Here is a 24,473-nt window from a genome sequence, read left to right on the forward strand (position 1 = left end):
GTCATGACGACAGCCTCGCTCCACATCACCCTGATTACTGAAACCTTCCCGCCGGAGATCAATGGGGTGGCCAATACCCTTGGCCGCCTGTGCGAGGGTTTGCGCGCGCGTGGCCATCAGGTTGAGTTGGTACGCCCGCGCCAGGGCGTCGATCAAAGCCGCCCCAGCGACGATGGATTGCTGCTGTGTCGCGGCTGGCCGTTACCGGGTTACCCGGGGCTGCAATGGGGCCAGTCGTCGATGCACAAGTTGCTGCGGCGTTGGACACGCCAGCGTCCGGACGTGCTGTACATCGCCACTGAAGGGCCGCTGGGGCTGTCGGCGCTACGTGCGGCGCGGCGCCTGGGGATCAGCGTGGTCAGCGGGTTTCACACAAACTTCCAGCAGTACTCCAATCAATATGGCTTGAGCCTGCTCAGCCGCATGGTCACCCATTACTTGCGCTGGTTTCACAACCGCTCGACCCTGACCCTGGTGCCCAGCGCCAGCCAGCGCCTGGAGTTGGAACGTCGCCACTTCCAGCGTCTGGGCATGTTGTCCCGCGGCGTCGACAGCCAGTTGTTCCACCCCGCCAAGCGCGATCATGCACTGCGTGAAAGCTGGGCGCTCAACAGCGACCAGATCGCCGTATTGCATGTGGGCCGCCTGGCACAGGAAAAAAATCTGGGACTGCTCAAGCGCTGCTTCGAAACCTTGCAGGACACCTACCCACTGCGCCAGATGAAACTGATCATCGTCGGCGACGGCCCGCAACGGGCGACGATGGAAAAGGAACTGCCCGAGGCGATTTTCTGCGGCACCCTGCGCGGTGAAGAACTGGCGCGGCACTACGCGTCCGGCGATGTGTTCCTGTTCCCCAGCCTGACCGAAACCTTCGGCAACGTGGTGCTGGAAGCCATGGCCTCGGGACTGGGTGTGGTGGCTTACGATCAGGCAGCCGCCACCCAGCATATTCGCCATGGCTACAACGGCGTGCTCGCAATGCCGGGGGATGAGGATGCGTTTTGTGACGCTGCCAACTGGCTGCTGGAAGATGCGGAGAGTTTGCGCCGCATGCGTTTGAATGCTCGCCAACATGCAAGCCGCCAGGGTTGGCCGGCAATCATTGAGCAGTTTGAACGTCAATTACGCGGGGTGTGCAAGGACGGGCACCCGGTGCCCGTCCTGTCGCCCCTTACACCAGGCTCGTCAACGCCTCACGACTGAACGGCAGAATGTCGCCCTCACGACCTTCGCGCACCTTCACGGCCCAGTCCGGGTCTACCAGCAGGGCACGGCCCACGGCAACCAGGTCGAACTCGTCGTTGTTCAGGCGCTCCAGCAGTTTTTCCAGGCTGGCCGGTTGTGCGACCTTGTCGGTGTTGACCATGAACTGCAGGAACTCGCCGTCCAGGCCCACGCTGCCCACGGTGATGGTCGGCTTGCCGGTGAGCTGGCGGGTCCAGCCGGCCAGGTTGAGGTCTGAGCCTTCGAATTCCGGTTCCCAGAACCGACGCGTGGAGCAGTGGAAAATATCCACACCGGCGTCGGACAACGGCTTGAGGAATTCAGCCAGCGCCTCGGGAGTTTGCACCAGGCGTGCGGTGTAGTCCTGCTGCTTCCACTGAGAAAAGCGCAAGATGATCGGAAAGTCCGGGCCGACGGCGGCGCGGGTGGCCTGGATCAATTCGATGGCAAAACGCGAGCGGTTAGCCAGGCTGCCGCCGTATTCGTCAGTGCGCTGGTTGCTGCCTTCCCAGAAGAACTGATCGACCAGATAGCCGTGGGCGCCGTGGATCTCCACACCATCCATGCCAATGCTCTGGGCATCCTTGGCGGCCTGAGCGAAGGCGTTGATCACGTCCTTGATGTCTTGCTGGGTCATGCCGTGAACGACGACGTTGCCGTCCTTGAGTTTTTCCATCGGGCCGTAGGCGGGCACGCTGGCGTCAGGCTCGGTACCGATACGGCGCACGCTGCCCACGTGCCACAGCTGCGGGACGATCTTGCCGCCTTCGGCGTGTACTGCGTCGACCACTTTCTTCCAGCCGGCCAATGCGGCCTCACCGTAAAAGTGCGGGACGTTCGGGTAGCCATTGGAGGCCTGGTGGCCGACCACCGTGCCTTCGGTGATGATCAGGCCCACACCCGCAGCGGCGCGGCGGCGATAGTACTCGATGACTTTGGAATTGGGTACGCCACCCGGCGAGAACGAACGGGTCATGGGCGCCATGACCACACGGGTGGACAGTTGCAGTGCACCGAGCTGGAAGGGTTTGAACAAAGCTTGGACGGGCATTGGGGGCACTCCACACAAGAGGGATTTATGATGTGGATAATATGGGCCGTGCAGCGTGCTGGGTAGCACTATTGATCTGGGTGATTAAGGGGTATGAAAGCAGTGGTTAGCGGCAAGCTTGAAGCTACAAGAGGGGCAGAACGCTTCCACTTGCAGCTTCAAGCTTGCCACTTGAAGCTGCACCGAAGGTGTTCAGCTCAGGGCTTTTTCGATGGCCTGTACGATCGTCGGATCATCCGGCGCGGTGCGCGGCGAGAACCGCGCAAGTACACGGCCGTCCTTGCCGAGCAGGAACTTCTCGAAATTCCAGGTGATATCCCCGGGAAACTCAGCGCCCTCGCCCGCCAGCAAGCGATACAGCTGATGGCGATCGTGGCCGTTGACGTCAAGCTTGCTGCCCAACGGAAAGGTCACGCCGTAGTTCAGGCTGCAGAACGCCTGAATTTCCTCTTCGGTGCCCGGCTCCTGGCCTGCAAACTGGTTGCATGGCAGGCCAAGCACAGTAAAACCCTGGCCCTTGTACTGCTGATAAAGGTTTTCCAAGGCCGCATATTGCGGGGTCAAACCACATTTGGAGGCCACGTTGACCACCAGCACCACTTGCCCCTTGAAGGGCGCCAGCGGCAGCTCTTGTCCGTCCAAAGCTTTGAGTTTCAGGTCGTGGAAAGCACTCATGACGAACTCCAGATATCCCATGTTCTTCGCGTTGCGGCAGTTCGAGATTACAGACCACAAGCCTGCAATCATAGACGCCGATTGAAAAACTCGCCCGCCGGTTACTGCGCGGTCGGCCAGGGCAAAATCGGAATCGCGGTGACCGCATTCTGCGGGCTGCCTTCGATCAGACGGTCGCTGTAGACCAGGTACACCAAGGTATTGCGCTTCTTGTCGAGGAAGCGCACCACCTGCATGGTCTTGAACACCAGCGAGGTGCGCTCCTTGAACACTTCGTCGCCATCCTTGAGCTCGCCCTTGAAGTGAATCGGGCCAACCTGACGGCAGGCTATCGACGCTTCGGCGCGGTCTTCGGCCAGGCCCAGGCCACCTTTGACGCCGCCGGTCTTGGCGCGCGACAAATAGCAGGTCACGCCGTCAACCTTGGGGTCATCAAACGCCTCGACCACTATGCGGTCGTTGGGGCCGACAAACTTGAACACCGTCGACACCTGGCCGATTTCTTCGGCCGAGGCCAGCAACGGCATGGCCAGCAGCAGGCCGAGTAATCCTTTCATGACACGCATCGTGTATTTCCTTTATTCAGACCAGGATCAGGTTATCGCGGTGAACCAGTTCCGGTTCGGCCATGTAACCCAAGAGTCCGACAATCGCGTCGGACGATTGTCCAATAATCTTCTGCGCTTCCAGTGCGCTGTAGTTGGCCAGGCCACGGGCGATCTCGCGACCATCGGGCGCCACACACACCACCATCTCGCCACGGCGGAAACTGCCCTGCACCAGCTTGACGCCGACCGGCAGCAGGCTCTTGTTGCCTTGGGACAAGGCAGACACAGCGCCGTCGTCCAGAACCAGCGTGCCCCGGGTTTGCAGATGACCGGCCAGCCATTGTTTGCGCGCCGCGAGCATGCCGCGTTCCGGCGACAGCAGCGTACCGATGCGCTCACCGGCCTTGAGGCGGTCCAGCACACGCTCCAGGCGCCCACCGACGATGATGGTGTGCGCGCCGGAACGTGCGGCCAGGCGAGCAGCTCGCAGCTTGGTCTGCATGCCGCCACGGCCCAATGCACCGCCGACACTGCCGGCCACGGCGTCCAGCGCCGGGTCATCGGCGCGCGCCTCATAAATAAGCTGGGCGTCGGGGTTGTTACGCGGGTCGGCGTCGAACATGCCGTCGCGGTCGGTGAGGATCACCAGCAGGTCGGCTTCCACCAGGTTGGCCACGAGCGCTGCCAAGGTGTCGTTGTCGCCGAAGCGGATTTCGTCGGTGACCACCGTGTCGTTCTCGTTGATCACCGGGATGACCTTGAGCTCAACCAGCGCACGCAAAGTGCTGCGGGCATTGAGGTAACGCTTGCGGTCAGACAGGTCGTCGTGGGTCAGCAGGATCTGCGCCGTGTGGCGGCCGTGCTCGGCAAAGCTCGATTCCCAGGCTTGCACCAGGCCCATCTGGCCGATGGCGGCGGCGGCTTGCAGTTCGTGCATCGCGCTGGGTCGCGCGGTCCAGCCGAGGCGGCTCATCCCGGCGGCAACTGCCCCGGACGACACCAGCACCAACTCAACACCGGCCTCATGCAAGGCCACCATCTGCTCGACCCAGACGCTCATGGCTGCGCGATCCAGACCTTTGCCATCCGCCGTCAGCAGCGCACTTCCGATCTTTACGACCCAGCGCTGCGCACCTGTCACTTTGCTCCGCATCATCTTCAACCTTAGAGTGAGGGCCGCGCGACCCAGCGCGCCCCATAACGTTATACCCGGATACTAAAACGCCGCTCCATAGGGAGCGGCGTTCAAGTTTACTGCAACGAATCAGTCGCGCACGTAAATGATTTCCGGACCGTCTTCATCATCCACGTCTTCTTCGTCCCAATCGTCGTCGCCGATGTCATGGACCGACTTCACGCCGCTGCGGCGCAGAGCACGCTGGTCGTCCAGGGCCTGCAACTGGGCGCGGGCTTCGTCTTCGATCTGCTGGTCGAGCTCGGCGAGTTCGGCCTTGAAGACCGGGTCGGCCGCCAGGCGGTCGGCACGGTCTTCGAGGTAGCGCATAATGTCGCGGGTCAGGCGCTCGGTGCCTTCTTTGGCGATGGCCGAGATCACGTAGACCGGGCCTTCCCACTCCAGGCGATCAACGATTTCCTTGACGCGCTCTTCGTGCTCTTCTTCGAGGATCTGGTCGCACTTGTTCAGCACCAGCCAGCGGTCACGCTCGGCCAGGGCCGGGCTGAACTTGGTCAGCTCGCTGACGATCACTTCGGCGGCGTCCGGTGCGCTGGTGTCATCCAGCGGCGCCATGTCGACGAGGTGCAGCAGCAAACGGGTACGCGACAAGTGCTTGAGGAAGCGAATCCCCAGGCCAGCACCGTCGGAAGCCCCCTCGATCAAGCCAGGAATATCGGCGATCACGAAGCTTTTCCAGCGGTCTACGCTGACCACGCCCAGGTTTGGCACCAGGGTGGTGAACGGGTAGTCGGCAACTTTCGGCTTGGCAGCCGAGACCGAACGGATGAAGGTACTTTTACCGGCGTTCGGCAAGCCCAACAGGCCCACGTCCGCCAGCACTTTCATCTCCAGCTTGAGGTCACGCTGCTCGCCAGGCTTGCCCGGCGTGGTCTGGCGTGGCGCACGGTTGGTACTGGACTTGAATCGGGTGTTACCCAGGCCGTGCCAGCCGCCCTGCACAACCATCAGCTTCTGGCCGGCTTTGGTCAGGTCGCCAATCACTTCCTGGGTAGCGGAATCGATGATCGTGGTGCCGACCGGTACGCGCAGCACCAGGTCTTCACCTTTTTTACCGGTGCAGTCGGTGCTGCCGCCGTTGGAGCCACGCTCGGCATCGAAGTGCCGGGTGTAACGATAGTCGACCAGGGTGTTGAGGTTTTCGTCGGCCATCATGTAGATGGAACCGCCGTCACCGCCGTCACCGCCGTTTGGGCCACCGTTTTCGATGAATTTTTCGCGACGGAAACTCATGCAACCGTTACCGCCGTCGCCTGCTTTTACTCGGATGGAAACTTCATCAACGAACTTCATAACAAAACGCCTCTCGTCGCATGGACGAGCTTAAGAAACCAAGACATAAGACTCTTGCAAAAATGAGCGCAGCGACCTCAGAAAACGACCGCACATCCAGCGCCTGAGCCCATCACAAACAGCTTTGCAAGAGACTCACTCCACAAACGAAAAAGCCCCGTCGCGAGACAGGGCTTTTCCAGCGATCGCGCAATTAAGCGGCGACAACGCTCACGTAACGGCGGTTGAACGCGCCTTTTACTTCAAACTTGATCACGCCTTCGATTTTAGCGAAGAGGGTGTGATCTTTACCCATGCCAACACCGTAACCGGCGTGGAATTGGGTGCCGCGCTGACGCACGATGATGTTGCCCGGAATGATTTTCTGGCCGCCATACATCTTAACGCCAAGGCGTTTGGCTTCTGAGTCGCGACCGTTACGGGTACTACCACCAGCTTTTTTGTGTGCCATGAGTCAATTCTCCTAGTGAGGAATTAGGCTGAAATTAAGCCTGAATACCGGTGATTTTGATCTCGGTGTACCACTGGCGGTGGCCCATACGCTTCATGTGATGCTTACGACGACGGAACTTGATGATGCGGACTTTATCGTGACGACCTTGGGAGATCACTTCAGCCACAACGGTAGCGCCAGCAACAACTGGAGCGCCGATGTTCACGTCATCGCCATTAGCGACCAACAGAACGCGATCAAAGGTAACGGATTCGCCAGTAGCGACTTCCAGTTTTTCGATCTTCAGGTATTCACCTGGGGCGACCTTGTATTGCTTGCCACCAGTAACAATTACTGCGTACGACATGGTATTTCTCCGATAATCCTGCTCACCCAGCGCTTTATAAGAAAAGGTATTGGCTGGCATGGCTGCATGGGATGGACGTCCCGAATGCAATTGCGTAAGGCAGGTGCTGCCCAGGAAGTTCAGGGTGCGCGATTGTACGCAAGGTAAATGGGTGTTGCAAGTGGCCGTCTATCGCGCCTTGACACCCGGGGGTCAGGGTCCTAGCATGCCGCGCAACCCTTCTGGAGCGACTGTCGCTGATGCAACCCCAAGCTTTCTACCGCGCGGTCGCGGACGATTTTAGCGCCGTCGACGGCATCATCAAGCAGCAGCTGACGTCTAAAGTGCCGCTGGTCTCCAAAATTGGCGACTACATTACGTCGGCGGGCGGTAAACGCCTGCGTCCTTTATTAGTGTTGCTGTGTGGCAAGGCCCTGGGCCGCGAAGGCGATGACCTGCGCCTGCTGGCCGCCACCATCGAATTCCTGCACACCGCCACCCTGCTGCATGACGACGTGGTCGACATGTCCGGTATGCGCCGTGGCCGCGAGACGGCCAATGCGATGTGGGGCAATGCCCCCAGCGTACTGGTAGGCGACTTCCTGTATTCGCGCTCGTTCGAAATGATGGTCGAACTGGGCTCGATGCCGGTGATGAAGATTCTTTCACAAGCCACGCGCATCATCGCCGAAGGCGAAGTGTTGCAGCTGTCGAAGGTCCGCGACGCCAGCACCACTGAAGAAACCTACATGGAAGTGATTCGCGGCAAAACCGCGATGCTCTTCGAAGCCTCGACCCACAGCGCCGCCGCCCTGTGTGGCGCAACGGCCGAACAGGCCGAAGCCCTGCGCACCTTTGGTGATCACCTGGGCGTGGCCTTCCAGCTGGTGGACGACCTGCTCGACTATAAGGGCGACGCCGAGACCCTGGGCAAGAACGTCGGTGACGACCTGGCCGAGGGTAAGCCGACCCTGCCGCTGATTTACACCATGCGCGAAGGCACGCCGGAACAGGCCGCCCTGGTGCGCAAGGCGATCCAGAAAGGCGGGATCGAAGACCTCGAAGCTATCCGTGCAGCGGTAGAAGCCTCGGGTTCGCTGGAATACACCGCACAGCTGGCGCGTGACTACGTGGCCCGTGCCATCCAGTGCCTCGAAGCCCTGCCAGCCAGCGAATACCGGGATGCCCTGGTTGAGCTGAGCGAGTTTGCGGTAGCCCGTACGCACTGAGCAATATCTGCGAGCGCAGGCTTGTGTGGGAGCGGGCTTGCTCGCGAATGCGGAGTGTCAGTCACCGAAAGTATTACTGACCCGACGCCTTCGCGAGCAAGCCCGCTCCCACATTTAGACCCCATTAGCAACTCGCTGCCCGCTGCAACCACAAAACCCTATATAATGTGCGACTTTTAGCCATCCTGACTCTAAAGGAGCTTTAGTGAGCACGTTGCCACCCTGCCCGAAATGCAATTCCGAGTACACCTACGAAGACGGCGCCCAGCTGATCTGCCCGGAATGCGCCCACGAGTGGTCCGCCAATGGCGAGGCCGAAGTGGCGGGCGACGAAACCGTGAAGAAAGACTCTGTGGGCAATGTCCTGCAAAACGGCGACACCATCACCGTGATCAAGGACCTCAAGGTCAAGGGCACGTCCCTGGTGGTCAAAGTCGGCACCAAGGCCAAGAACATCCGCCTGTGCGACGGCGATCACGATATCGATTGCAAGATCGACGGTATCGGCCCGATGAAACTCAAGTCCGAGTTCGTGCGCAAAGTCTGAACCTGCTGCATCCATCCCGTGCCCGCCGCGGGGTGGCGTTTTGCCCTCTGCGCTGACCTGTCTCAATATCCACACAGAAAAACCAGGAAACCGCCAATAGGCACTTGCTATTCTACGAATAAGAATTATTCTCATTGAAACTTTATCAAGGAGAACGACCATGACTTATTTGATAGATGCCTGGCTGGACCGCCCACACCCTTACCTGCGGATCCTGCACCGGGAAACCGGCGAAGTCTGTGCGGTGCTGGAGGAAGAAGCGTTGAGCGAACTGCAGGACCAGGGCGACCTGGACGTGAACGGCCTGAGCTCAAGTGAACCCGGCGTGCTGAAAGAGGTGGTGCGTAACTTGTTTCTGTTTTGCTATGCCCGAGCGTTGCGCCCGGCGACAGAGTTGCAGGGTAAGTTTCATCCATGAACCATCACGCAGAATCCGCAGGTGCGGGCTTTATGTGGGAGCGGGCTTGCTCGCGAAAGCGGTGTGTCAGTCACTGAATGTGTATCTGAACTACCGCATTCGCGAGCAAGCCCGCTCCCACACAAGCCCAACACCCATAGAACTCAGCGGGTATTACAGAACGTCGAGCAGCTCAACGTCGAACACCAGAACGCTGTGCGGCGGGATGCTGCCAACACCTTGAGCGCCATAAGCCAGTTCGCTCGGCACGTACAGGCGCCATTTGCTGCCGGCATTCATCAATTGCAGGGCTTCGGTCCAGCCGGCGATCACGCCGCCTACCGGGAATTCTGCAGGCTCACCGCGCTCGTAGGAGCTGTCGAACACAGTGCCGTCGATCAGGGTGCCGTGGTAGTGAGTACGCACTTGGTCTTCACGGCTCGGCTTGGCGCCGCTACCTGCAGTCAGCACTTCAAATTGCAGGCCGGAAGCCAGGGTGGTGATGCCATCACGCTTGGCGTTTTCAGCCAGGAACTCCAGGCCAGCGCCAGCAGCCGCTTCTGCCTTGGCAGCCGCTTCGGCTTGCATGATTTCACGGATCACTTTGAAGCTGGCCGCCATTTGCTCTTGGTCAACACGGCTTGGCTTGCCGTCGAACGCATCGGTCAGGCCGGCCAGGATGGCGTCGATGCTCACGCCTGGTGGCGGGTTGTCGCGCAGTTGGTCGCCCAACTGACGGCCGATACCGTAGCTGACGCGGGTTTCGTCGGTGGACAGATTAACTTCGGACATGAAGAGGCTCCGCTGTAGGGCAGCACGGTTTCCCGTGCCATCCAGAACTAAAAGGGCCCGCAGACTAGCACACAAGAGCCGCCTCTGATCAGCCCCCCGGCTGCCGCCTTAAGAGGATCCAACCTTGCAGTAGCGACCCTTCGTCGCACCCGTAAGAAATGTATTTCAGAATCATCCCCCGCCGCCGATACAGCGCTACAAACTTTGGCTGGCTCAAACAACAACACCGTCCAGCAGACATACATCATTCTTGCGGAGCATTCGATGAATAGCTGGTTCGGCAACATCAGCGTCAACCTCAAACTCGGCCTGGGCTTTGGCCTGGTGCTGGTCCTCACCTCGATCCTGGCCCTGACCGGCTGGACCAGCCTGGGCGGCTTGATTGACCGTAGCAACTGGATGAGCGACATCACCCAGCTCAACGCGTCCCTGACCAAGCTGCGCATCGTGCGCCTGCAATACATGCTCGCCAATGGCGACGAAGCCGTGGCACAGAACGTCCAGACCAGCCTCGACGCCTTCACTGCCCAGCAACAGAAACTGCTGGACAGCTTCAAGAGCCCGGAAAACCTCAAGCTGCTCACCGACCAGAAAGCCGTTATCACGGCTTACCAGCAGTCGCTGAACAAAATGCGTGAGGCCTACCGTAACGGCAACGCCGCACGCCAAGTGATGGGCGACAAGGCCGACATCGCCAACGGGCAGATCGACGCACTCGAAGCCAGCGTACAGCAAGCGCCCGACAGCCCGGAGCGTTTCGCCCAGTACCAGGCCGTGTCGCACGCCAAGCAAGAGTTCCAACTGGCGCGCTATGATGTGCGTGGCTACACCAACTCCCCCAGTGCAGAAACCGAAGCCCGCGCCGCTGCACAAATCGAAAAAGCCGTCGCTGGTTTGAAAAGCCTGAGCACCGCGTTTGGCACCAGCCAACAAAGCGCGCTGACGTCGCTGGAAACCGCACTCGGTGCCTATCGCAGCGCCGTACAAAGCTACAAGGCCGCCAACGCCAATATCGTCACTGCGCGCGCCGAAATGACCACCCAGGGTGCCGATATCGTCACCATCAGCGACAAGCTCTACGACATTCAACTCGACCGCCGCGACGCCGAAAGCACCCAGGCCCGCAGCCTGCAATTGATCAGCACCTTGCTGGCGTTGCTGGTCGGCATCATCGCGGCGCTGGTCATCACCCGCCAGATCACTCGCCCGATCCAGGACACCCTGGCCGTGGTGGAACGCATCGCTTCCGGTGACCTGAGCCACAACATCCAGGTGACCCGCCGCGATGAACTCGGCGTATTGCAGCAAGGTATCCAGCGCATGGGCACCACCCTGCGCGAACTGATCAGCGGCATTCGCGACGGCGTTACCCAGATCGCCAGTGCCGCCGAAGAGCTGTCGGCCGTGACCGAGCAGACCAGTGCCGGCGTGAACAGCCAGAAAATCGAAACCGATCAAGTCGCCACTGCGATGCATGAGATGACCGCCACCGTGCAGGAAGTCGCGCGCAACGCCGAGCAAGCGTCCCTGGCCGCCGCCGACGCCGATGGTCAAGCCCGCGCCGGCGACAAAGTGGTGGCCGAGGCCATCGCCCAGATCGAACGCCTGGCCGCCGAAGTGGCGCGCTCCACCGACGCCATGACGCACCTGCAGCAAGAGAGCAACAAGATCGGCAGCGTGATGGACGTGATCAAGGCCGTGGCCGAGCAGACCAACCTGTTGGCGCTCAACGCGGCGATTGAAGCGGCGCGTGCCGGTGAAGCCGGTCGTGGCTTTGCCGTGGTGGCCGACGAAGTGCGAGGCCTGGCCCAGCGCACACAAAAATCCACCGAGGAAATCGAAGGCTTGGTCGCCGGTTTGCAGAACGGCACCCAGCAAGTGGCCACGGTGATGAACAACAGCCGCAGCCTTACCGATAGCAGCGTCGAGCTGACGCGCAAGGCCGGTGTATCGCTGGAAAACATCACGCGTACCGTGTCGAACATCCAGTCGATGAACCAGCAGATTGCAGCGGCCGCCGAGCAACAGAGCGCCGTGGCTGAAGAGATCAGCCGCAGCATTGTGAACGTGCGCGATGTGTCGGAGCAGACGGCTACGGCGAGTGATGAGACGGCTAAATCGAGCGTGGAACTGGCGCGTTTGGGCAGCCAGTTGCAGCAGATGGTCAGTCATTTCCGGGTGTAAAAACCCAACGCTGACTACGCACAATCTCTGTGGCGAGGGAGCTTGCTCCCGTTGGGTCGCGCAGCGGCCCCTACTGAAGTTGATCGATATTTTAAGTTGGGAGCGCGGTGAATGCCTTGGGGCTGCTGCGCAGCCCAACGGGAGCAAGCTCCCTCGCCACTGGCAAACTTAGACATACTCGGCTTGCCCTGAGTCCCTTGGACCTCAGCCCTCGCCTTCCTCAACAAACACCAGCCGATTCCCAAACGGGTCCTTGATGCTCATCTCCCGCGAGCCCCAAGGTGTTTCTTCAACCCCAGGCTTGGCATACCGGTAGTCCTTGGCCAGCAACTGCTGCTGGTAGTCGTCCACGCCTTGCGCCTGAATCCGCACCGCCGAGCCCGGCGAAGCATCGCCATGGTGTTCGGACAAATGCAGCACGCATTCGCCCAGCGACACCTGTAGATACAACGGGAAATTCGCCTCAAAGCGGTGCTGCCAATCCACCTTGAACCCCAGGAAGTTGACGTAGAACTCCAACGCCTTGGCCTCGTCGAAGATCCGCAAAATCGGGGTGACTTTTCCTAAGTGCATGGCAACCGCTCTGTGTATGAATGCGCCCACTATAGAGACGAAAAACCGCCACGCAAATCCCCGTTGCGCGCGAGGAACAGCCCCGGCCGCTGCCCATTGGCCTGCCCATCGCTATAACTCAGCACGCCATTGACCCATACGCCATCAATCCCCTCGGCGGCGCGCTGCGGCTCTTTGAAATCCGCCACATCACGCACCCGCACCGGATCGAACAACACCAGGTCGGCCCAGTGCCCTTCACGAATTTCTCCACGCTCGGCCAGGCCAAAACGCGCCGCCGACAACCCGGTCATCTTGTGCACCGCCGTGTGCAGTGGAAATAACCCTACATCCCGGCTGAAATGCCCCAACACCCGTGGAAACGCGCCCCACAAACGCGGATGAGGAAACGGGTCTTCCGGCAAGCCATCCGAGCCCACCATCGACAACGGATGCGCCAAAATCCGTCGCACATCCGCCTCATCCATCCCGTAGTACACCGCCCCTGCCGGTTGCAGGCGACGTGCCGCATCCATCAGCGAAACATCCCACTCGGCCGCGATGTCCTGCAAGTCGCGCCCGCCGACCTCCGGGTGCGGTGTTGACCAGGTAATAGTGATACGAAACGCGTCAGTGACCTGCTTCAAATCCAGCGTCGACGAGCTGGCGGCATAGGGATAGCAATCACACCCGACCGGATGGGTTTTCGCTGCCAACTCCAACGATGCCAACAGTTGCGGGCTGCGCCCCCAATTGCCCGCACCGGCACACTTGAGGTGGGAAATGATCACCGGTGCCTGCGCATGTCGGCCAATCAGAAACGCCTCGTCCATCGCCTCCAGCACCGGTTCGAATTCGCTGCGCAAATGCGTGGTGTACACCGCACCAAACGCCGTGAGCTCTTCACTGAGTTGCAGCACTTCGTCAGTCTCGGCATTGAACGCGCTGGCGTAGGCCAGGCCTGTGGATAAACCGAGGGCACCCGCCTGCAAACTCTCCTGCAACTGCACGCGCATGGCGGTAATTTCGCCGGGCGTGGCGGTGCGGTGCAGGTCGTCCATATGGTTGCTGCGCAAGGCGGTGTGGCCGATCAAGGCGGCAACGTTGACTGCCGGATGAGCACTTTCCACCGCCGCACGATAGTCGGCAAAACGTGGATAGGCGAATGCCTCACGCGACCCCAGCAGGTTCATCGGGTCCGGCGGATCGCTACGTAAACTCACCGGCGATGCGCTGATGCCGCAGTTGCCGACAATCACCGTGGTCACGCCCTGGCTGAGCTTGGGCAGCATCTGCGGGTGGCGGATCACCACCGTGTCATCGTGGGTGTGCACGTCGATAAAACCCGGCGCCAATACGCGGCCACTGGCATCGACTTCATGCTCGCCGGTTGCGTTCGACAAATCGCCGATCGTCTCGATGCGCCCGGCGCGCAGCCCCACATCGGCGACATAGCCCGGCGTATTGCTGCCATCAATGATCAGCGCCTGGCGGATCAGCGTGTCGTACTTCATATCAGTCTCCAAGCGGCAGGCTGTCAGGGCCGCCGCGATAATCGTCGAGGGCCAGCTTGATCCGGCGCAGGCGTTCCTGGTTGTCGTCCGGCAGGGCCAGTGCCAGCTCGGTCGCAAGCAGGTCGATGGCCAACAGCATGCCGTAGCGCGCCGCGGTGGGCTTGTAGATAAAACTGGTTTCGGCCGGTTGCAGCGGCAGTAATACATCCGCCAATTCGGCCAGGGGTGAGTCGGCCAGGGTGATGGCGATGATGGGGGCATCGTAGCTACGCGCCAGTTTCACAACGTCCAACAGTTCTGGCGTCAGCCCGGTGAGCGAGCACACGATCAGCACCTGCTCCGGGCCTAACGTGGCCGCCGTGACCCGCATCATCACCGGGTCATGGCTGGCGGCAATCGGGTAGCCCAGCCGCACCAGGCGCACCTGCAATTCGTCGCTGCACAGGCTCGATGGGCCGCCCATGCCGAACGCGTGAACCATCCGCGCCTTGCCCAACAGGCCGACCGCATCAACGAAACTGGCCTGGTTAAACCCCGACAGGTGCTGACGCAACGTCGCTTCGATATCGCCCAGAATCTGCCGGTGAAACGCCGACTGCTCCGGCAACCCGGCCGGGTCGAGGAAGCGACTGCCCACGCCACTGGCCTGGGCCAGTTGCAGGCGCAAATCACGTAAATCACGGCAGCCGACGCTGCGGGCAAAACGCGACAAGGTTGCCGTGCTGACCTCGGCCCGTTGCGACAACGCTTCCAGGCTGGCCGACGCCGCAAAGCCCACGTCATCGAGCATCAGCTTGGCGATACGGCCTTCACCGGCGCTGAACGAATCCTGACGGGCGCGGATCTGGTAGAGGATGTCCATGACGGCTCCGGCTTACAAAATGAGGCTTATAAAACAAGGCTTATAAAACAAGAGACAGGCCATAGGTGAGACCGAATGCAACCACCGAAATCAAAGTCTCCAACACGGTCCAGGTCTTGAAGGTCTGGATCACCGTCATATTGAAGTATTCCTTGATCAGCCAGAAGCCGCCGTCGTTTACGTGGGAAAAGATCACCGAGCCCGCGCCGGTCGCCAGCACCAGCAGTTCAGGGTGTGGATAACCCAGGCCCATGGCGACGGGCGCGACCACACCGGAGGCGGTGGTCATGGCCACAGTGGCCGAGCCGGTGGCGATGCGCATCAACGCGGCAAACAGCCAGCCCATCACCAGCGGCGACAGGTGAAAGGCATGCGCCAGGCCGAGAATTTCATTGGTCACGCCCGCGTCCACCAGGATGCGGTTCAAGCCGCCGCCCGCGCCCACCAGCAAGGTGATACTGGCGGTCGGCGCCAGGCATTCATTGGTGAACTTGAGGATCGCTTCGCGGTTGAAACCCTGGGCCAAACCCAGGGTCCAGAAACTCACCAGCGTGGCGACCAGCAGCGCGATCACCGAGTTGCCGATAAACAGCAGGAATTGGTTGAAGCCTGTGCCCGGAGTGGAAATCACGTTGGCCCAACCGCCGATCATCATCAGCACCACCGGAAGCAGGATGGTGCCCATAGTCAGGGCAAAACTTGGCAAGCGGGTACGCGGCTCGCGCTCGATAAACTGGCGTTCCAGTGGGTTTTCCGCCGGCAGGTGAATACGCGGCACGATGAACTTGGCGTACACGGGACCGGCGATGATCGCGGTAGGAATGCCGATCAGAATCGCATACAGCACGGTCTGCCCCACCGAGGCGTTATACGCCAGCACCGCCATCATCGCCGCCGGGTGCGGCGGAACCAGCGCGTGTACCACCGACAGACCGGCGACCATCGGCAAGCCGACCATCAGGATCGACACGCCCACCCGCCGCGCCACGGTAAAGGCGATCGGCACCAGCAATACAAAACCGACCTCGAAAAACAGCGGCAGCCCCACCAGGAACGCGATACACACCATCGCCCAATGCGCGTTGCGCTCGCCGAAACGGTTGATCAGCGTGCGCGCCACCTGCTCGGCACCGCCGGATTCGGCCATCATCTTGCCGAGCATGGTGCCCAACGCCACCACCAGGGCGATATGCCCAAGGGTCTTGCCGACGCCCGCCTCATACGAGCCCATGATAGTGTCCGCCGGCATACCGGCCATCAAGGCCAGGCCGATAGACACCAGCGTGATGACGATAAACGGGTTGAGTCGGTAACGTGCAATCAGCACGATCAATGCAATGATGGCGATGGCAGCGTATGCCAACAGCCCAAAGCCCAGTGGTGCGGCCATGCGGTACTCCTTGGAAAGGGTCACGTCGAATTGGTTGTGAAACTCATAAATCATTACCGGGTTTAATTTTCAAATTTTATGAAAGTAATTTTCGCCCACAGATAAGCGCTGTCGCTTTGGGACATGCCCAACGCCAGTCGATGAAAATTCGGGGGGTGTTCTTACATGAAGTTTTTTGCGTGCGGAAACTCAGTTGCCAGGGCCGAGTCTCAGATGACAGGCCTATCCACAACCAGGAAAACCAAGAATGAAGCGCAAGACCCTGCTTGTTCCTTTCGCCGCCAGCGCACTGCTGCTGGCCTTTTGCGGCAGCGCCTCGGCCAGCGACAACGCGGCCTTGAAGAAATGCATGGACGGCGCCAACACCACCGCCGACATGGTCAATTGCAACGCCAAGGAAGCCAAGGTGCAGGATGAGCGCCTGAACAAGGCCTATAAAACTGCCCTCGCCGCCCAGGAAGGAGCACGTAAACAGCAATTGCAGGACGTTCAGCGCCTGTGGATCAAATTCCGCGACGCCAATTGCGGCTTTGCGGGCTCAGCCACCGGCGGCACCATTGATCAGGTCAATGGCTCCGGCTGCCTGCTGGACATGACCCAGACCCGCGCCCAGGAGCTGGAAGACCTGGTCGGGCCGTGATCGTCAGTCGTGATGAACCTTCGCGCGCTTGAGCAGCTTCTTGCAGCGCTCCGACAAATGCAGCACCCGCAAGTGCTTGCCGGCCTTGGTATAGCGCTCGCGCAGGGTCATCAGCGCAGCAATGGCTGAGTAGTCGACAAAGCTCAGGTGACGGCAATCGAGCGTCACCTGGGCCGGGTCGTTGGCCGGGTCGAACTGGCTCAAAAACGGCGTGGTCGAGGCGAAGAACAACGTGCCGTGCAGGCGATACAGCTTGCTGCCATCCGCTTCCAGATGCTCATCGGCATACAACTCACGGGCCTGTTGCCAGGCGAAGTTCAGCGCCGCAATCACGATGCCGCACAGCACGGCAGTGGCCAGGTCGGTGAACACGGTAATCACCGTTACCGCAATAATCACCAACACGTCGTTGACCGGCACCTTGTTGATCACCCGCAGCGACGCCCAAGCGAAGGTCTGCTGGGACACCACGAACATCACCCCCACCAGCGCCGCCAGCGGAATGCGCTCGATCAGCGGCGACAGAAACAGAATGAACAACAGGATCATCACCCCGGCAAACACCCCGGAGAAACGCCCGCGCCCGCCGGAGCTTAAGTTGATCACGGTTTGCCCGATCATCGCGCAACCGCCCATGCCACCAAACAGGCCCGAGACCATATTCGCCGCGCCCAAGGCCACGCTTTCGCGGTCGGGGTAACCACGTGTTTCGGTGATTTCGTCGGTGAGGTTCAGGGTCAGCAGGGTTTCCAAGAGGCCAACCATCGCCATCAGGAACGCATAAGGCGCGATGATGCCGAGGGTTTCCAGGCTCCACGGGATCTGTGGCAACGCAAAGGTCGGCAGGCCGCCGGCGATGTGGGCCATGTCGCCCAACGTGCGGGTTGGCAAGCCCAACAAGTACACCGCCAGCCCGACGCCCAAAATCGCCACCAGCGCGGGCGGCACGGCGCGGGTCAGGCGTGGCAACAGGTAGACAATCGCCATGGTTGCCGCCACCAGCCCGGTCATCACGTACAACGGCGTGCCGCTCAGCCAGGTTTCACCGCTTTTGAAATGTTCCAACTGTGCCAGCGCAATGATGATCGCCAGGCCGTTGACGAACCCGAGCATCACCGAGTGCGGCACCATGCGCACCAGTTTGCCCAGGCGTAACAGGCCAAACGCAACCATGATCAGCCCGCCCAGCAGCACCGTTGCGAGCAGATACTCCACGCCGTGTTGCACCACCAGCGCCACGATCACCACTGCCATCGAGCCCGCCGCGCCCGAGACCATGCCCGGCCGGCCGCCGAACAAGGCGGTGAGCGTGCAGATGATAAAGGCGCCGTAGAGGCCCATCAGCGGGTTGAGGTGAGCCACCAGGGCAAAGGCGATGCATTCGGGCAGCAGCGCGAAAGACGTGGTGAGGCCGGCCAGGGCGTCGGCGCGCAGACGGGTGAGGTTCATGAGGTACCAGGGAGTAGCGAGGGATATGGCGGGGGATGGTACGGAATTGCGGCGGGTGGGGCCAGTAAAGTGTCAGTCAGGTAGACCGAGTGGCACCCTTCGCGAGCAAGCCCGCTCCCACATTTGACTGCATTCCAAAGCTGGAACGCGGTCAGTGTGGGAGCGGGCTTGCTCGCGAAGGGCGCGCCGCAGTGCTAAGCCATCACACCATCTCGTTGCGAATCCACTCCACCACCGACGTGCGCTTCGGCGCCCAGCCCAGCAATTCACGCGCATGTTTGCCACGCACCCGGCTGTTGGAACCCAGGCCATAGTTGGCCATTTCATAGCCCCACTCGGCCTCAGCCTCGGCCAATGGCCAGTCCTGCGGCTCGCCCAGGTTCAGTGCCTGGGCAATCGCGGTGGTCATGTCGACAAACGCCGCTTCGCTGCTTTCCACAAAGTAGAACGTGCCCGGAACGTTCTTGGTCAAGGCCAGCAGATACAGGGCCACCACGTCTTCAATGTGTACGTTGGACCAAATGTTCTGGCCAGTGCCCACATGGCGCACCACGCCGCTCTTACGCGCCTGTTTGAGCAGTCGTGGCAATTGCACGCTGTCACGCTTCACGCCCAGGCTGTGGCCGTAGATCAAGGTATTGCAGATGACTGCCGAGTTCACGCCGTCTTTGGCGGCTGCCAGCATCAGGTTGTCGATGGCCACGCGCGCGGCCTTGTCGACGGTCGGCTCCGGCAGGTTGTCTTCAACGTAGATGACATCGCTGGATTTACCGCCCGACGCATCACCGACAATGCTCGAACCGCTGGTGTGCAGGAACGGCTTGTTCGAACCTTTCAAGGCCGCCAGCAAGGTTTCGACGGCAGCGCGATGGTCGCTGCTGGCGGCATTGATCACCGCATCAGCTTTAGAAGCCTGTGCGGTCAACACGTCAGCGTCATCCAATGTGCCGATCACGGGCGTAATACCCAGGGCCGTCATTTCAGCCGCTTGCTCGGCGCTGCGCACCAGGCCGGTGACGGTGTGGCCGGCCTTGACCAGGCCGGTGGCGATGGAGCCGCCGATAAAACCTGCTGCGCCGGTGATGAATACGTTCATGGAGGTTGCTCCTGACTGGGTAAGTGATGGGCCCAGTATCAAGGACTCATTCCTGCCGAATAAGCCCATGTTGCCCAATTCAATCTTGCGCACAGGTCACGAATCAGCAGGCATACCGCGCAAGCTTGGTTTGAATGAAATCCAGGAAGCACTGGATGCGCAGCGCCAACTGCGAGTTACGGTAGAACACCGCGTGGATCGGCTGGCGATAGCCGCTGTTGAAGGCTTCCAGCACCGGCACCAGGCGGCCGGCATCGATATCGGCGATGGTCATGAAGTTCGACAGGCAGCAAATGCCCTGCCCTTCCAGCGCCAACTGGCGCACGGTTTCGCCGCTGGAGGCGGCAATGCTCGGCTGGATCAGCCAGCGGTCGCCTTCCACGTGGCGCAGCGGCCAGTGGTTGAGGGTTTCGGTCTGGGTAAAGCCCAGCAGCGTATGGTCGGCCAACTCGGCCACCGTCTTCGGCGTGCCGAATTGCTTGAGGTAGTCGGGGCTGGCGAGAACATGCAGCGGCGTGCAGCCCAGTGAGCGCGCATGCAGGGTCGAGTCGGCCAGGGCACCGATGCGGATGGCAATGTCGGTGCTTTGCTCCAGCAGGTCGATGATCAGGTCATCGCTGTTCAGCTCCAGCTGGATATCCGGGTAGAGACGGCGAAACTCGGCAATGTACGGCACGATCCCATGCAGCATGAACGGCACGGCCGCATTGATGCGCAGGCGCCCGGACGGGTTCTTCTGGCGCGACGACAGGCGCTCTTCAAGCTCGTCCATCTGCGCCAGGATCACCTTGGCCTGCTCGAAAAAATACTTGCCCTCTTCGGTCAGGTCCATACGCCGCGTGGTGCGGTTGATCAACGTGGTGTCGAGCTTGGCTTCCAGGCGCGACAAGGTGCGGCTGACTGCCGACGGCGTCTGCCCGACCTGCTCCGCAGCCGCCGAAATCGAGCCGCACTCAATCACGCTGACGAAGATCTGTAGCTCATCGGATCGGGCTTTCACTGGCTGTCCTCTTTATCGGTTGCTGGCAGCTTACACCGAGAAATTGAACACCTGCGCCAGATGCTGCTCGTAGCGCGCCACATCGGCTTCGATGGCTGGGCGTTTCATCACGTCCACACACAGGAAGGTCGGCAGGCCGGTCATGCCGAGGAACTCGTTGGCCTTGTGGAACGGGAAGTACACGGCGTCCACGCCTTTGGCTTCGAAGAAGTCGGTAGGGTCGTCGAAGGCTTGCTGCGGTGCGTTCCAGGTCAGCGACAGCATGTACTGCTTGCCCTGGATCAGGCCGCCGCTGCCGTATTTCTGCGATGCATCGGAACGGGTGCGGCCGTCGCTGGCATACAGGCTGCCGTGGCCTTCGGTGAAGACTTCGTCGATGTACTTCTTGACGATCCACGGCGCGCCCATCCACCAGCCGGGCATCTGGTAGATGACCACATCGGCCCAGAGGAACTTGGCGACTTCTTCGGCCACATCATAGCCTTCGTCGATATGGGTCACTTTGACGTCGATGCCGGCACGGTCGAGCACGGCCACGGCGGCGTCATGCAAGGTGGTGTTATAGCGGCCGTCGGAGTGGGCGAATTTCTTGCCGCCGTTGAGCAGGAGGACTTTTTTCATGGTGGGATTCCAAAGGGTTGAAAATGGCTGCCGGCAGGCTATCGACATTCAACCCTTGGAATAAGCCGCAATGCGGCAAAATACATTTGACCAAAACGCACGAATAACAAGCCAACTATTGCTCTAATCGCCAATCAGCAGATGACCGCCCAGCAGCGCCATGCCGATAAAAAACACTCGCTTGAACAGCACCGCACTGATGCGCTGGCGCAACACCTGGCCCAGCCACATGCCCAGCAGTGCGGGCACCAGTGCAAGTAGCGAGGCGCTGACTTCGCCACCGCCCAAGGTGCCACGCCAGGTCAGCGCAGCGGCCAACGCCAGGGTGGAAGCGGTGAATGCCAAGCCCAGCGCCTGCACCAATTGATCGCGGTTCAAACCCAGGGCTTGCAGATAGGGCACGGCCGGAATTACGAACACACCCGTAGCCGACGTGATAAGGCCGGTGACCAGACCGCACAACGGGCCAAGCCAACGCTCGGTTCGAGGTTTCACCTTGAAGGTCGGCAAGAACAAGCCACTTAACGCGTACAGCAGCAAGGCGCCGCCTAATGCGCGCACCACCCAGTGCCCGCCGTCCATGCCCAGCCACAACGTGCCGAGCCCGGTGCCGAGGACAATCAGCAACAGCATTGCCCATAGGCGTTTGAGCAAGGCGCTCAAGTGGCCACCGAACGCCAGTTGCCAGAGGTTGGTGACGGTTGAAGGGATGATCAGCAATGCCGCAGCCTGCGCCGGGAGCATAGCCAGGCCGAGCATGCCCATGGCCACGGTGGGCAGGCCCAGGCCGATCACGCCTTTGACGGTGCCGGCCAGCAGGAAGGTGCCGATTACCAGCAGGGTCAAGGCAGGGCCGAGGTTTTGGTAGAACGTCAGGAAGGTAGTCATGGGGGTAATTGTGTGGCGTTAAAGCGATTATGGAAATTCGCCATATACTGAGGCAGCCTCTTGTTTTGTGTGAGGCTGAGGGCCTCTTCGCGAGCAAGCCCGCTCCCACATTTGAAATGCATTCCAATGTGGGAGCGGGCTTGCTCGCGAAGGCGCCAGTCCAGTCACCGAAGAGCCCCAGCCATGCACTTTGACCTGATCGACCTGCGCCTCTACCTGCACACCCTCGACACCGGCAACATCACCGCCGGCGCGGCGCGCAGCCACTTGTCCCTGGCCGCCGCCAGCGCGCGCATCCGCGCGATGGAAGCATCACTGGGCATCGAGCTACTCGAACGTAACCGCCGTGGCGTCACCCCGACACCCGCCGGCAAAGCCTTGGCCCGTCACGCCCGCCTGCTGTTGCAACAGGCCGAGCACCTGCAACAAGACCTGGCCGAATACGCCCAGGGCATCAAAGGCCAGGTGCGCCTGCTGTGCAACACCACCGCCCTGAGCGAATACCTGCCGGAGCTGCTGGCGGATTTTTTGCGCGAACACCCCAACCTCGATATCGACCTGCAAGAGCTGCCGAGCCTGCGCATTACCCAAGCCTTGCGCCAGGGCACAGCAGACCTGGGGATTATCTCCGATGCGGTGGACACCCACGGCTTGCAGACCCTGCCGTTTCGCGATGACCCGCTGGTGCTGATCATGCCCCTCGATCATCCGTTGGCGACGGCGAATTTCATCGACAGCCTGCAATACGATTACGTCGGCCTGACCGCCCACAGCGCCCTCTCGGTGTACCTGGAAGAACAGGCGCTGCACGCAGGCTTTCGCCTGCAAACCCGCATTCGCGCCGAGGGTTTTGATGGGTTGATCCGCATGGTCGCCGGCGGCGCCGGCCTGGGTATCGTGCCCCAGGCCGCCTTGGAGCGCTGGCCAATGGAAAACCGCCTCAAGGCCCAACCCCTGAGCGAAGACTGGGCCTGTCGCAAACTGCTGTTATGCGCCCGCTCCTTCGAGCAGTTGCCGGGTTACGCCAAAGCCTTGTTCGACGCCTTGGCCCTGCCCTTGCGGAAAAACCCGTAATACACCGCCGACAGAATCAGCAGGAATGGCACGCCAAACACCAGCGTCATCTTGAAGGCCTCGGTGAAGTACGTGGTGATCATCACCGCGCCCATCAGCACCAGCCCCAGCAGCGTGCTGTAGGGAAACAGGCGCAGCTGGAACGACAGCTTCGGCCCGCCATGGCGCTTGCGATAACGGCGGAAAAACAGGTGCGTGAGGAAGATCATGAACCAGGTGAAGATCGCGCCAAACATCGAAATCGCCATCATCAAGGTGAACGAGCTTTCCGGGTACACCACGTTCAGCAAGGTCGCCAGGGCAATCCCGGAGCTGGACAGCAGCAACGCATTCAGCGGAATGCCGCTCTTGCTCAAGGCGCCCATGGACTTGGGCGCAAAGCCTGCACGCGACAGGCTGAACATCATGCGCGTGGTGATATAGAGCTGGCTGTTCATCGCCGACAACGCCGCGATCAGGATCACGAAATTCATCACCCCGGTGGCGCCGGGAATGCCGATGGTCTGCATCACCGTGACAAACGGGCTCTGGGTCTGGCCGGCCTGGTTCCACGGCACGATGGCGAGCATCAACGCGAGCGTCAGCAGGTAAAACACCACCAACCGCACGATGGTGGCGCGAAAGGCTTTCTTCACCGCCTGCTCCGGGTCGGCGGCTTCACCGGCGGCCACCGCGATCATTTCCACGCTGAGGTAGCTGAAGATCGACACGATCACCGCGATCCACATGCCGCTCAACCCATGGGGGAAAAACCCGTCGTGGGCCGTGTAGTTCTGCACGCCATAGGCAGGGTTGCCGGAGCCGAACACCACGTACACCGCGAGGATGATGAAGCCCACGATCGCGGTGATCTTGATGGTCGAGAACCAGTATTCGAAGTTGCCGAAGGTCTTTACGCTGATGGCATTGAGCAAAATCAGCACACTGGAAAACGACACGATCCACACCCACTCCGGCACGTTGGCGAACCAGTACTTCATGTACATCGCCACCGCCGTGACCTCGGCGCCCACTGCCAGCACAATCGCCGCCCAGTAGGCATAACGCACCAGAAACCCGGCCAGCGGGCTGATGTAGAACTCGGCATAGGCGCCGAACGAGCCCGAGGTGGAGTGCGCCACGGTCATCTCCGCCAGGCAGCCCATCAGCAATAAGGTGATCAACGCACCGATGGCGTAACTCACCAGCACACTCGGCCCGGCATAACCGATGGCGTAGGCGCTGCCCATGAACAGCCCGGTGCCGATGGCGCCACCGATGGCGATCATGCTCATCTGGCCGCAAGTGAGCTGGCGCCTCAGGCCCAGTTCGCGATGGGTGATCTCTGTAAAGCCGCTGTCTGGCGTGGTCACGTGGTGTGCCCCTTTATTATTGTGATTGCACTGTTTGGATATTGACGCAGATCCCCTGTGGGAGCGGGCTTGCTCGCGAATGCGGTGTGTCAGTTAATGCATTTGCTCGCTGATCCAC

At 60.8% G+C, this 24,473-nt stretch carries 24 protein-coding genes and 2 pseudogenes; 8 read left to right on the top strand and 18 right to left on the bottom strand.

The window, feature by feature from the left end; translation table 11 throughout:
• Window positions 1-3 precede the first annotated feature (3 nt).
• A complete protein-coding gene (locus ACTD9P_RS19305) occupies window positions 4-1,206 on the top strand; it encodes a glycosyltransferase family 4 protein (RefSeq protein WP_438868949.1) in 1,203 nt (400 codons plus the stop codon).
• Here the strand turns inward: ACTD9P_RS19305 and ACTD9P_RS19310 are convergent.
• From ACTD9P_RS19310 to rplU, 7 genes are all read right to left on the bottom strand, one after another.
• Complete coding sequence (locus tag ACTD9P_RS19310) at window positions 1,175-2,278, bottom strand: NADH:flavin oxidoreductase (RefSeq protein WP_438868950.1); 1,104 nt, start codon at window positions 2,276-2,278, stop codon at window positions 1,175-1,177. The two genes, ACTD9P_RS19305 and ACTD9P_RS19310, sit on opposite strands and share 32 nt — an antisense overlap.
• A 192-nt stretch (window positions 2,279-2,470) precedes the next feature.
• Window positions 2,471-2,953, bottom strand: a complete 483-nt coding sequence (locus ACTD9P_RS19315; protein WP_065930526.1) for a glutathione peroxidase — start codon at window positions 2,951-2,953, stop codon at window positions 2,471-2,473.
• 101 nt (window positions 2,954-3,054) lie between these two features.
• Entirely contained in the window at window positions 3,055-3,519 is a 465-nt protein-coding gene (locus tag ACTD9P_RS19320; protein WP_017137940.1) for a CreA family protein, read from the bottom strand.
• A 16-nt stretch (window positions 3,520-3,535) separates the two neighbouring features.
• Window positions 3,536-4,654: a glutamate 5-kinase gene (gene proB / locus ACTD9P_RS19325; protein ID WP_026013771.1), complete on the bottom strand. Its 1,119-nt coding sequence runs from the start codon at window positions 4,652-4,654 to the stop codon at window positions 3,536-3,538.
• Between the two features lie 111 nt (window positions 4,655-4,765).
• On the bottom strand, window positions 4,766-5,989 hold the full coding sequence (gene cgtA / locus ACTD9P_RS19330) for an Obg family GTPase CgtA (RefSeq protein ID WP_016976186.1): 1,224 nt from the start codon (window positions 5,987-5,989) through the stop codon (window positions 4,766-4,768).
• Window positions 5,990-6,182: 193 nt separating this feature from the next.
• Window positions 6,183-6,440 carry a 50S ribosomal protein L27 gene (rpmA, locus tag ACTD9P_RS19335; RefSeq protein WP_003176049.1) on the bottom strand — a complete coding sequence of 86 codons (258 nt, stop codon included), beginning with the start codon at window positions 6,438-6,440 and terminating at the stop codon, window positions 6,183-6,185.
• 34 nt (window positions 6,441-6,474) lie between these two features.
• On the bottom strand, window positions 6,475-6,789 hold the full coding sequence (gene rplU / locus ACTD9P_RS19340; RefSeq protein ID WP_007950961.1) for a 50S ribosomal protein L21: 315 nt from the start codon (window positions 6,787-6,789) through the stop codon (window positions 6,475-6,477).
• 239 nt (window positions 6,790-7,028) lie between these two features.
• Between rplU and ACTD9P_RS19345 the strand changes: the two genes are divergently transcribed.
• From ACTD9P_RS19345 to ACTD9P_RS19355, 3 genes are all read left to right on the top strand, one after another.
• Window positions 7,029-7,997 (top strand): polyprenyl synthetase family protein, encoded by a 969-nt coding sequence (locus ACTD9P_RS19345; protein ID WP_005791318.1) that lies wholly within the window; start codon window positions 7,029-7,031, stop codon window positions 7,995-7,997.
• Window positions 7,998-8,202: 205 nt separating this feature from the next.
• On the top strand, window positions 8,203-8,544 hold the full coding sequence (locus ACTD9P_RS19350; protein WP_438868951.1) for a zinc ribbon domain-containing protein YjdM: 342 nt from the start codon (window positions 8,203-8,205) through the stop codon (window positions 8,542-8,544).
• Window positions 8,545-8,704: 160 nt separating this feature from the next.
• Window positions 8,705-8,962, top strand: a complete 258-nt coding sequence (locus ACTD9P_RS19355; RefSeq protein WP_438868952.1) for a PA4570 family protein — start codon at window positions 8,705-8,707, stop codon at window positions 8,960-8,962.
• 153 nt (window positions 8,963-9,115) lie between these two features.
• On the opposite strand, the gene bamJ is transcribed toward ACTD9P_RS19355, so the two are convergent.
• Complete coding sequence (gene bamJ, locus ACTD9P_RS19360; RefSeq protein ID WP_438868953.1) at window positions 9,116-9,733, bottom strand: BamJ family beta-barrel-assembly machinery protein; 618 nt, start codon at window positions 9,731-9,733, stop codon at window positions 9,116-9,118.
• 264 nt (window positions 9,734-9,997) lie between these two features.
• On the opposite strand from bamJ, the pseudogene ACTD9P_RS19365 reads away from it, so the two are divergent.
• Both ACTD9P_RS19365 and ACTD9P_RS19370 read left to right on the top strand, forming a co-directional pair.
• Window positions 9,998-11,062, top strand: a pseudogene (locus tag ACTD9P_RS19365) (methyl-accepting chemotaxis protein); the annotation flags it as partial.
• A 261-nt stretch (window positions 11,063-11,323) separates the two neighbouring features.
• Window positions 11,324-11,917, top strand: a pseudogene (locus tag ACTD9P_RS19370) (methyl-accepting chemotaxis protein); the annotation flags it as partial.
• A gap of 204 nt (window positions 11,918-12,121) precedes the next feature.
• Here ACTD9P_RS19370 and ACTD9P_RS19375 read toward each other — a convergent pair.
• The 4 genes from ACTD9P_RS19375 to ACTD9P_RS19390 are packed head-to-tail and all read right to left on the bottom strand — an operon-like array spanning window position 12,122 to window position 16,235.
• The gene (locus ACTD9P_RS19375; protein ID WP_438868954.1) at window positions 12,122-12,490 is read right to left on the bottom strand and encodes a glyoxalase superfamily protein; all 369 of its coding nucleotides are present in this window, start codon (window positions 12,488-12,490) and stop codon (window positions 12,122-12,124) included.
• 29 nt (window positions 12,491-12,519) lie between these two features.
• Window positions 12,520-13,983, bottom strand: coding sequence for an N-acyl-D-amino-acid deacylase family protein (locus ACTD9P_RS19380; protein ID WP_438868955.1), 1,464 nt, complete (start codon window positions 13,981-13,983; stop codon window positions 12,520-12,522).
• Window position 13,984: 1 nt separating this feature from the next.
• The gene (locus ACTD9P_RS19385) at window positions 13,985-14,845 is read right to left on the bottom strand and encodes a MurR/RpiR family transcriptional regulator (RefSeq protein WP_438868956.1); all 861 of its coding nucleotides are present in this window, start codon (window positions 14,843-14,845) and stop codon (window positions 13,985-13,987) included.
• Window positions 14,846-14,885: 40 nt separating this feature from the next.
• The gene (locus tag ACTD9P_RS19390; protein ID WP_438868957.1) at window positions 14,886-16,235 is read right to left on the bottom strand and encodes a GntT/GntP/DsdX family permease; all 1,350 of its coding nucleotides are present in this window, start codon (window positions 16,233-16,235) and stop codon (window positions 14,886-14,888) included.
• Window positions 16,236-16,482: 247 nt separating this feature from the next.
• Here ACTD9P_RS19390 and ACTD9P_RS19395 point away from each other — a divergent pair, with 247 nt between their 5' ends.
• Complete coding sequence (locus ACTD9P_RS19395) at window positions 16,483-16,875, top strand: lysozyme inhibitor LprI family protein (protein ID WP_200432528.1); 393 nt, start codon at window positions 16,483-16,485, stop codon at window positions 16,873-16,875.
• A gap of 3 nt (window positions 16,876-16,878) precedes the next feature.
• Here ACTD9P_RS19395 and ACTD9P_RS19400 read toward each other — a convergent pair whose 3' ends face one another.
• The 5 genes from ACTD9P_RS19400 to ACTD9P_RS19420 all read right to left on the bottom strand — a co-directional run bounded on the left by ACTD9P_RS19400 (window position 16,879) and on the right by ACTD9P_RS19420 (window position 21,929).
• The gene (locus tag ACTD9P_RS19400; RefSeq protein ID WP_438868958.1) at window positions 16,879-18,324 is read right to left on the bottom strand and encodes a SulP family inorganic anion transporter; all 1,446 of its coding nucleotides are present in this window, start codon (window positions 18,322-18,324) and stop codon (window positions 16,879-16,881) included.
• A gap of 202 nt (window positions 18,325-18,526) precedes the next feature.
• The gene (locus ACTD9P_RS19405; RefSeq protein ID WP_438868959.1) at window positions 18,527-19,420 is read right to left on the bottom strand and encodes an NAD-dependent epimerase/dehydratase family protein; all 894 of its coding nucleotides are present in this window, start codon (window positions 19,418-19,420) and stop codon (window positions 18,527-18,529) included.
• 103 nt (window positions 19,421-19,523) lie between these two features.
• Window positions 19,524-20,420 (bottom strand): LysR substrate-binding domain-containing protein, encoded by an 897-nt coding sequence (locus ACTD9P_RS19410; RefSeq protein WP_438868960.1) that lies wholly within the window; start codon window positions 20,418-20,420, stop codon window positions 19,524-19,526.
• Between the two features lie 30 nt (window positions 20,421-20,450).
• Window positions 20,451-21,041, bottom strand: a complete 591-nt coding sequence (gene mdaB / locus ACTD9P_RS19415) for an NADPH:quinone oxidoreductase MdaB (RefSeq protein ID WP_438868961.1) — start codon at window positions 21,039-21,041, stop codon at window positions 20,451-20,453.
• A 123-nt stretch (window positions 21,042-21,164) separates the two neighbouring features.
• Entirely contained in the window at window positions 21,165-21,929 is a 765-nt protein-coding gene (locus ACTD9P_RS19420) for a sulfite exporter TauE/SafE family protein (protein ID WP_438868962.1), read from the bottom strand.
• Between the two features lie 183 nt (window positions 21,930-22,112).
• On the opposite strand from ACTD9P_RS19420, the gene ACTD9P_RS19425 reads away from it, so the two are divergent.
• Entirely contained in the window at window positions 22,113-23,003 is an 891-nt protein-coding gene (locus ACTD9P_RS19425) for a LysR family transcriptional regulator (RefSeq protein WP_438868963.1), read from the top strand.
• Here the strand turns inward: ACTD9P_RS19425 and ACTD9P_RS19430 are convergent.
• A complete protein-coding gene (locus ACTD9P_RS19430; protein WP_438868965.1) occupies window positions 22,949-24,355 on the bottom strand; it encodes an amino acid permease in 1,407 nt (468 codons plus the stop codon). The genes ACTD9P_RS19425 and ACTD9P_RS19430 overlap by 55 nt on opposite strands.
• Between the last annotated feature and the right edge of the window lie 118 nt (window positions 24,356-24,473).

Origin of the sequence: Pseudomonas onubensis (genome assembly GCF_965653655.1) — a bacterium.
Classification (GTDB): domain Bacteria; phylum Pseudomonadota; class Gammaproteobacteria; order Pseudomonadales; family Pseudomonadaceae; genus Aquipseudomonas.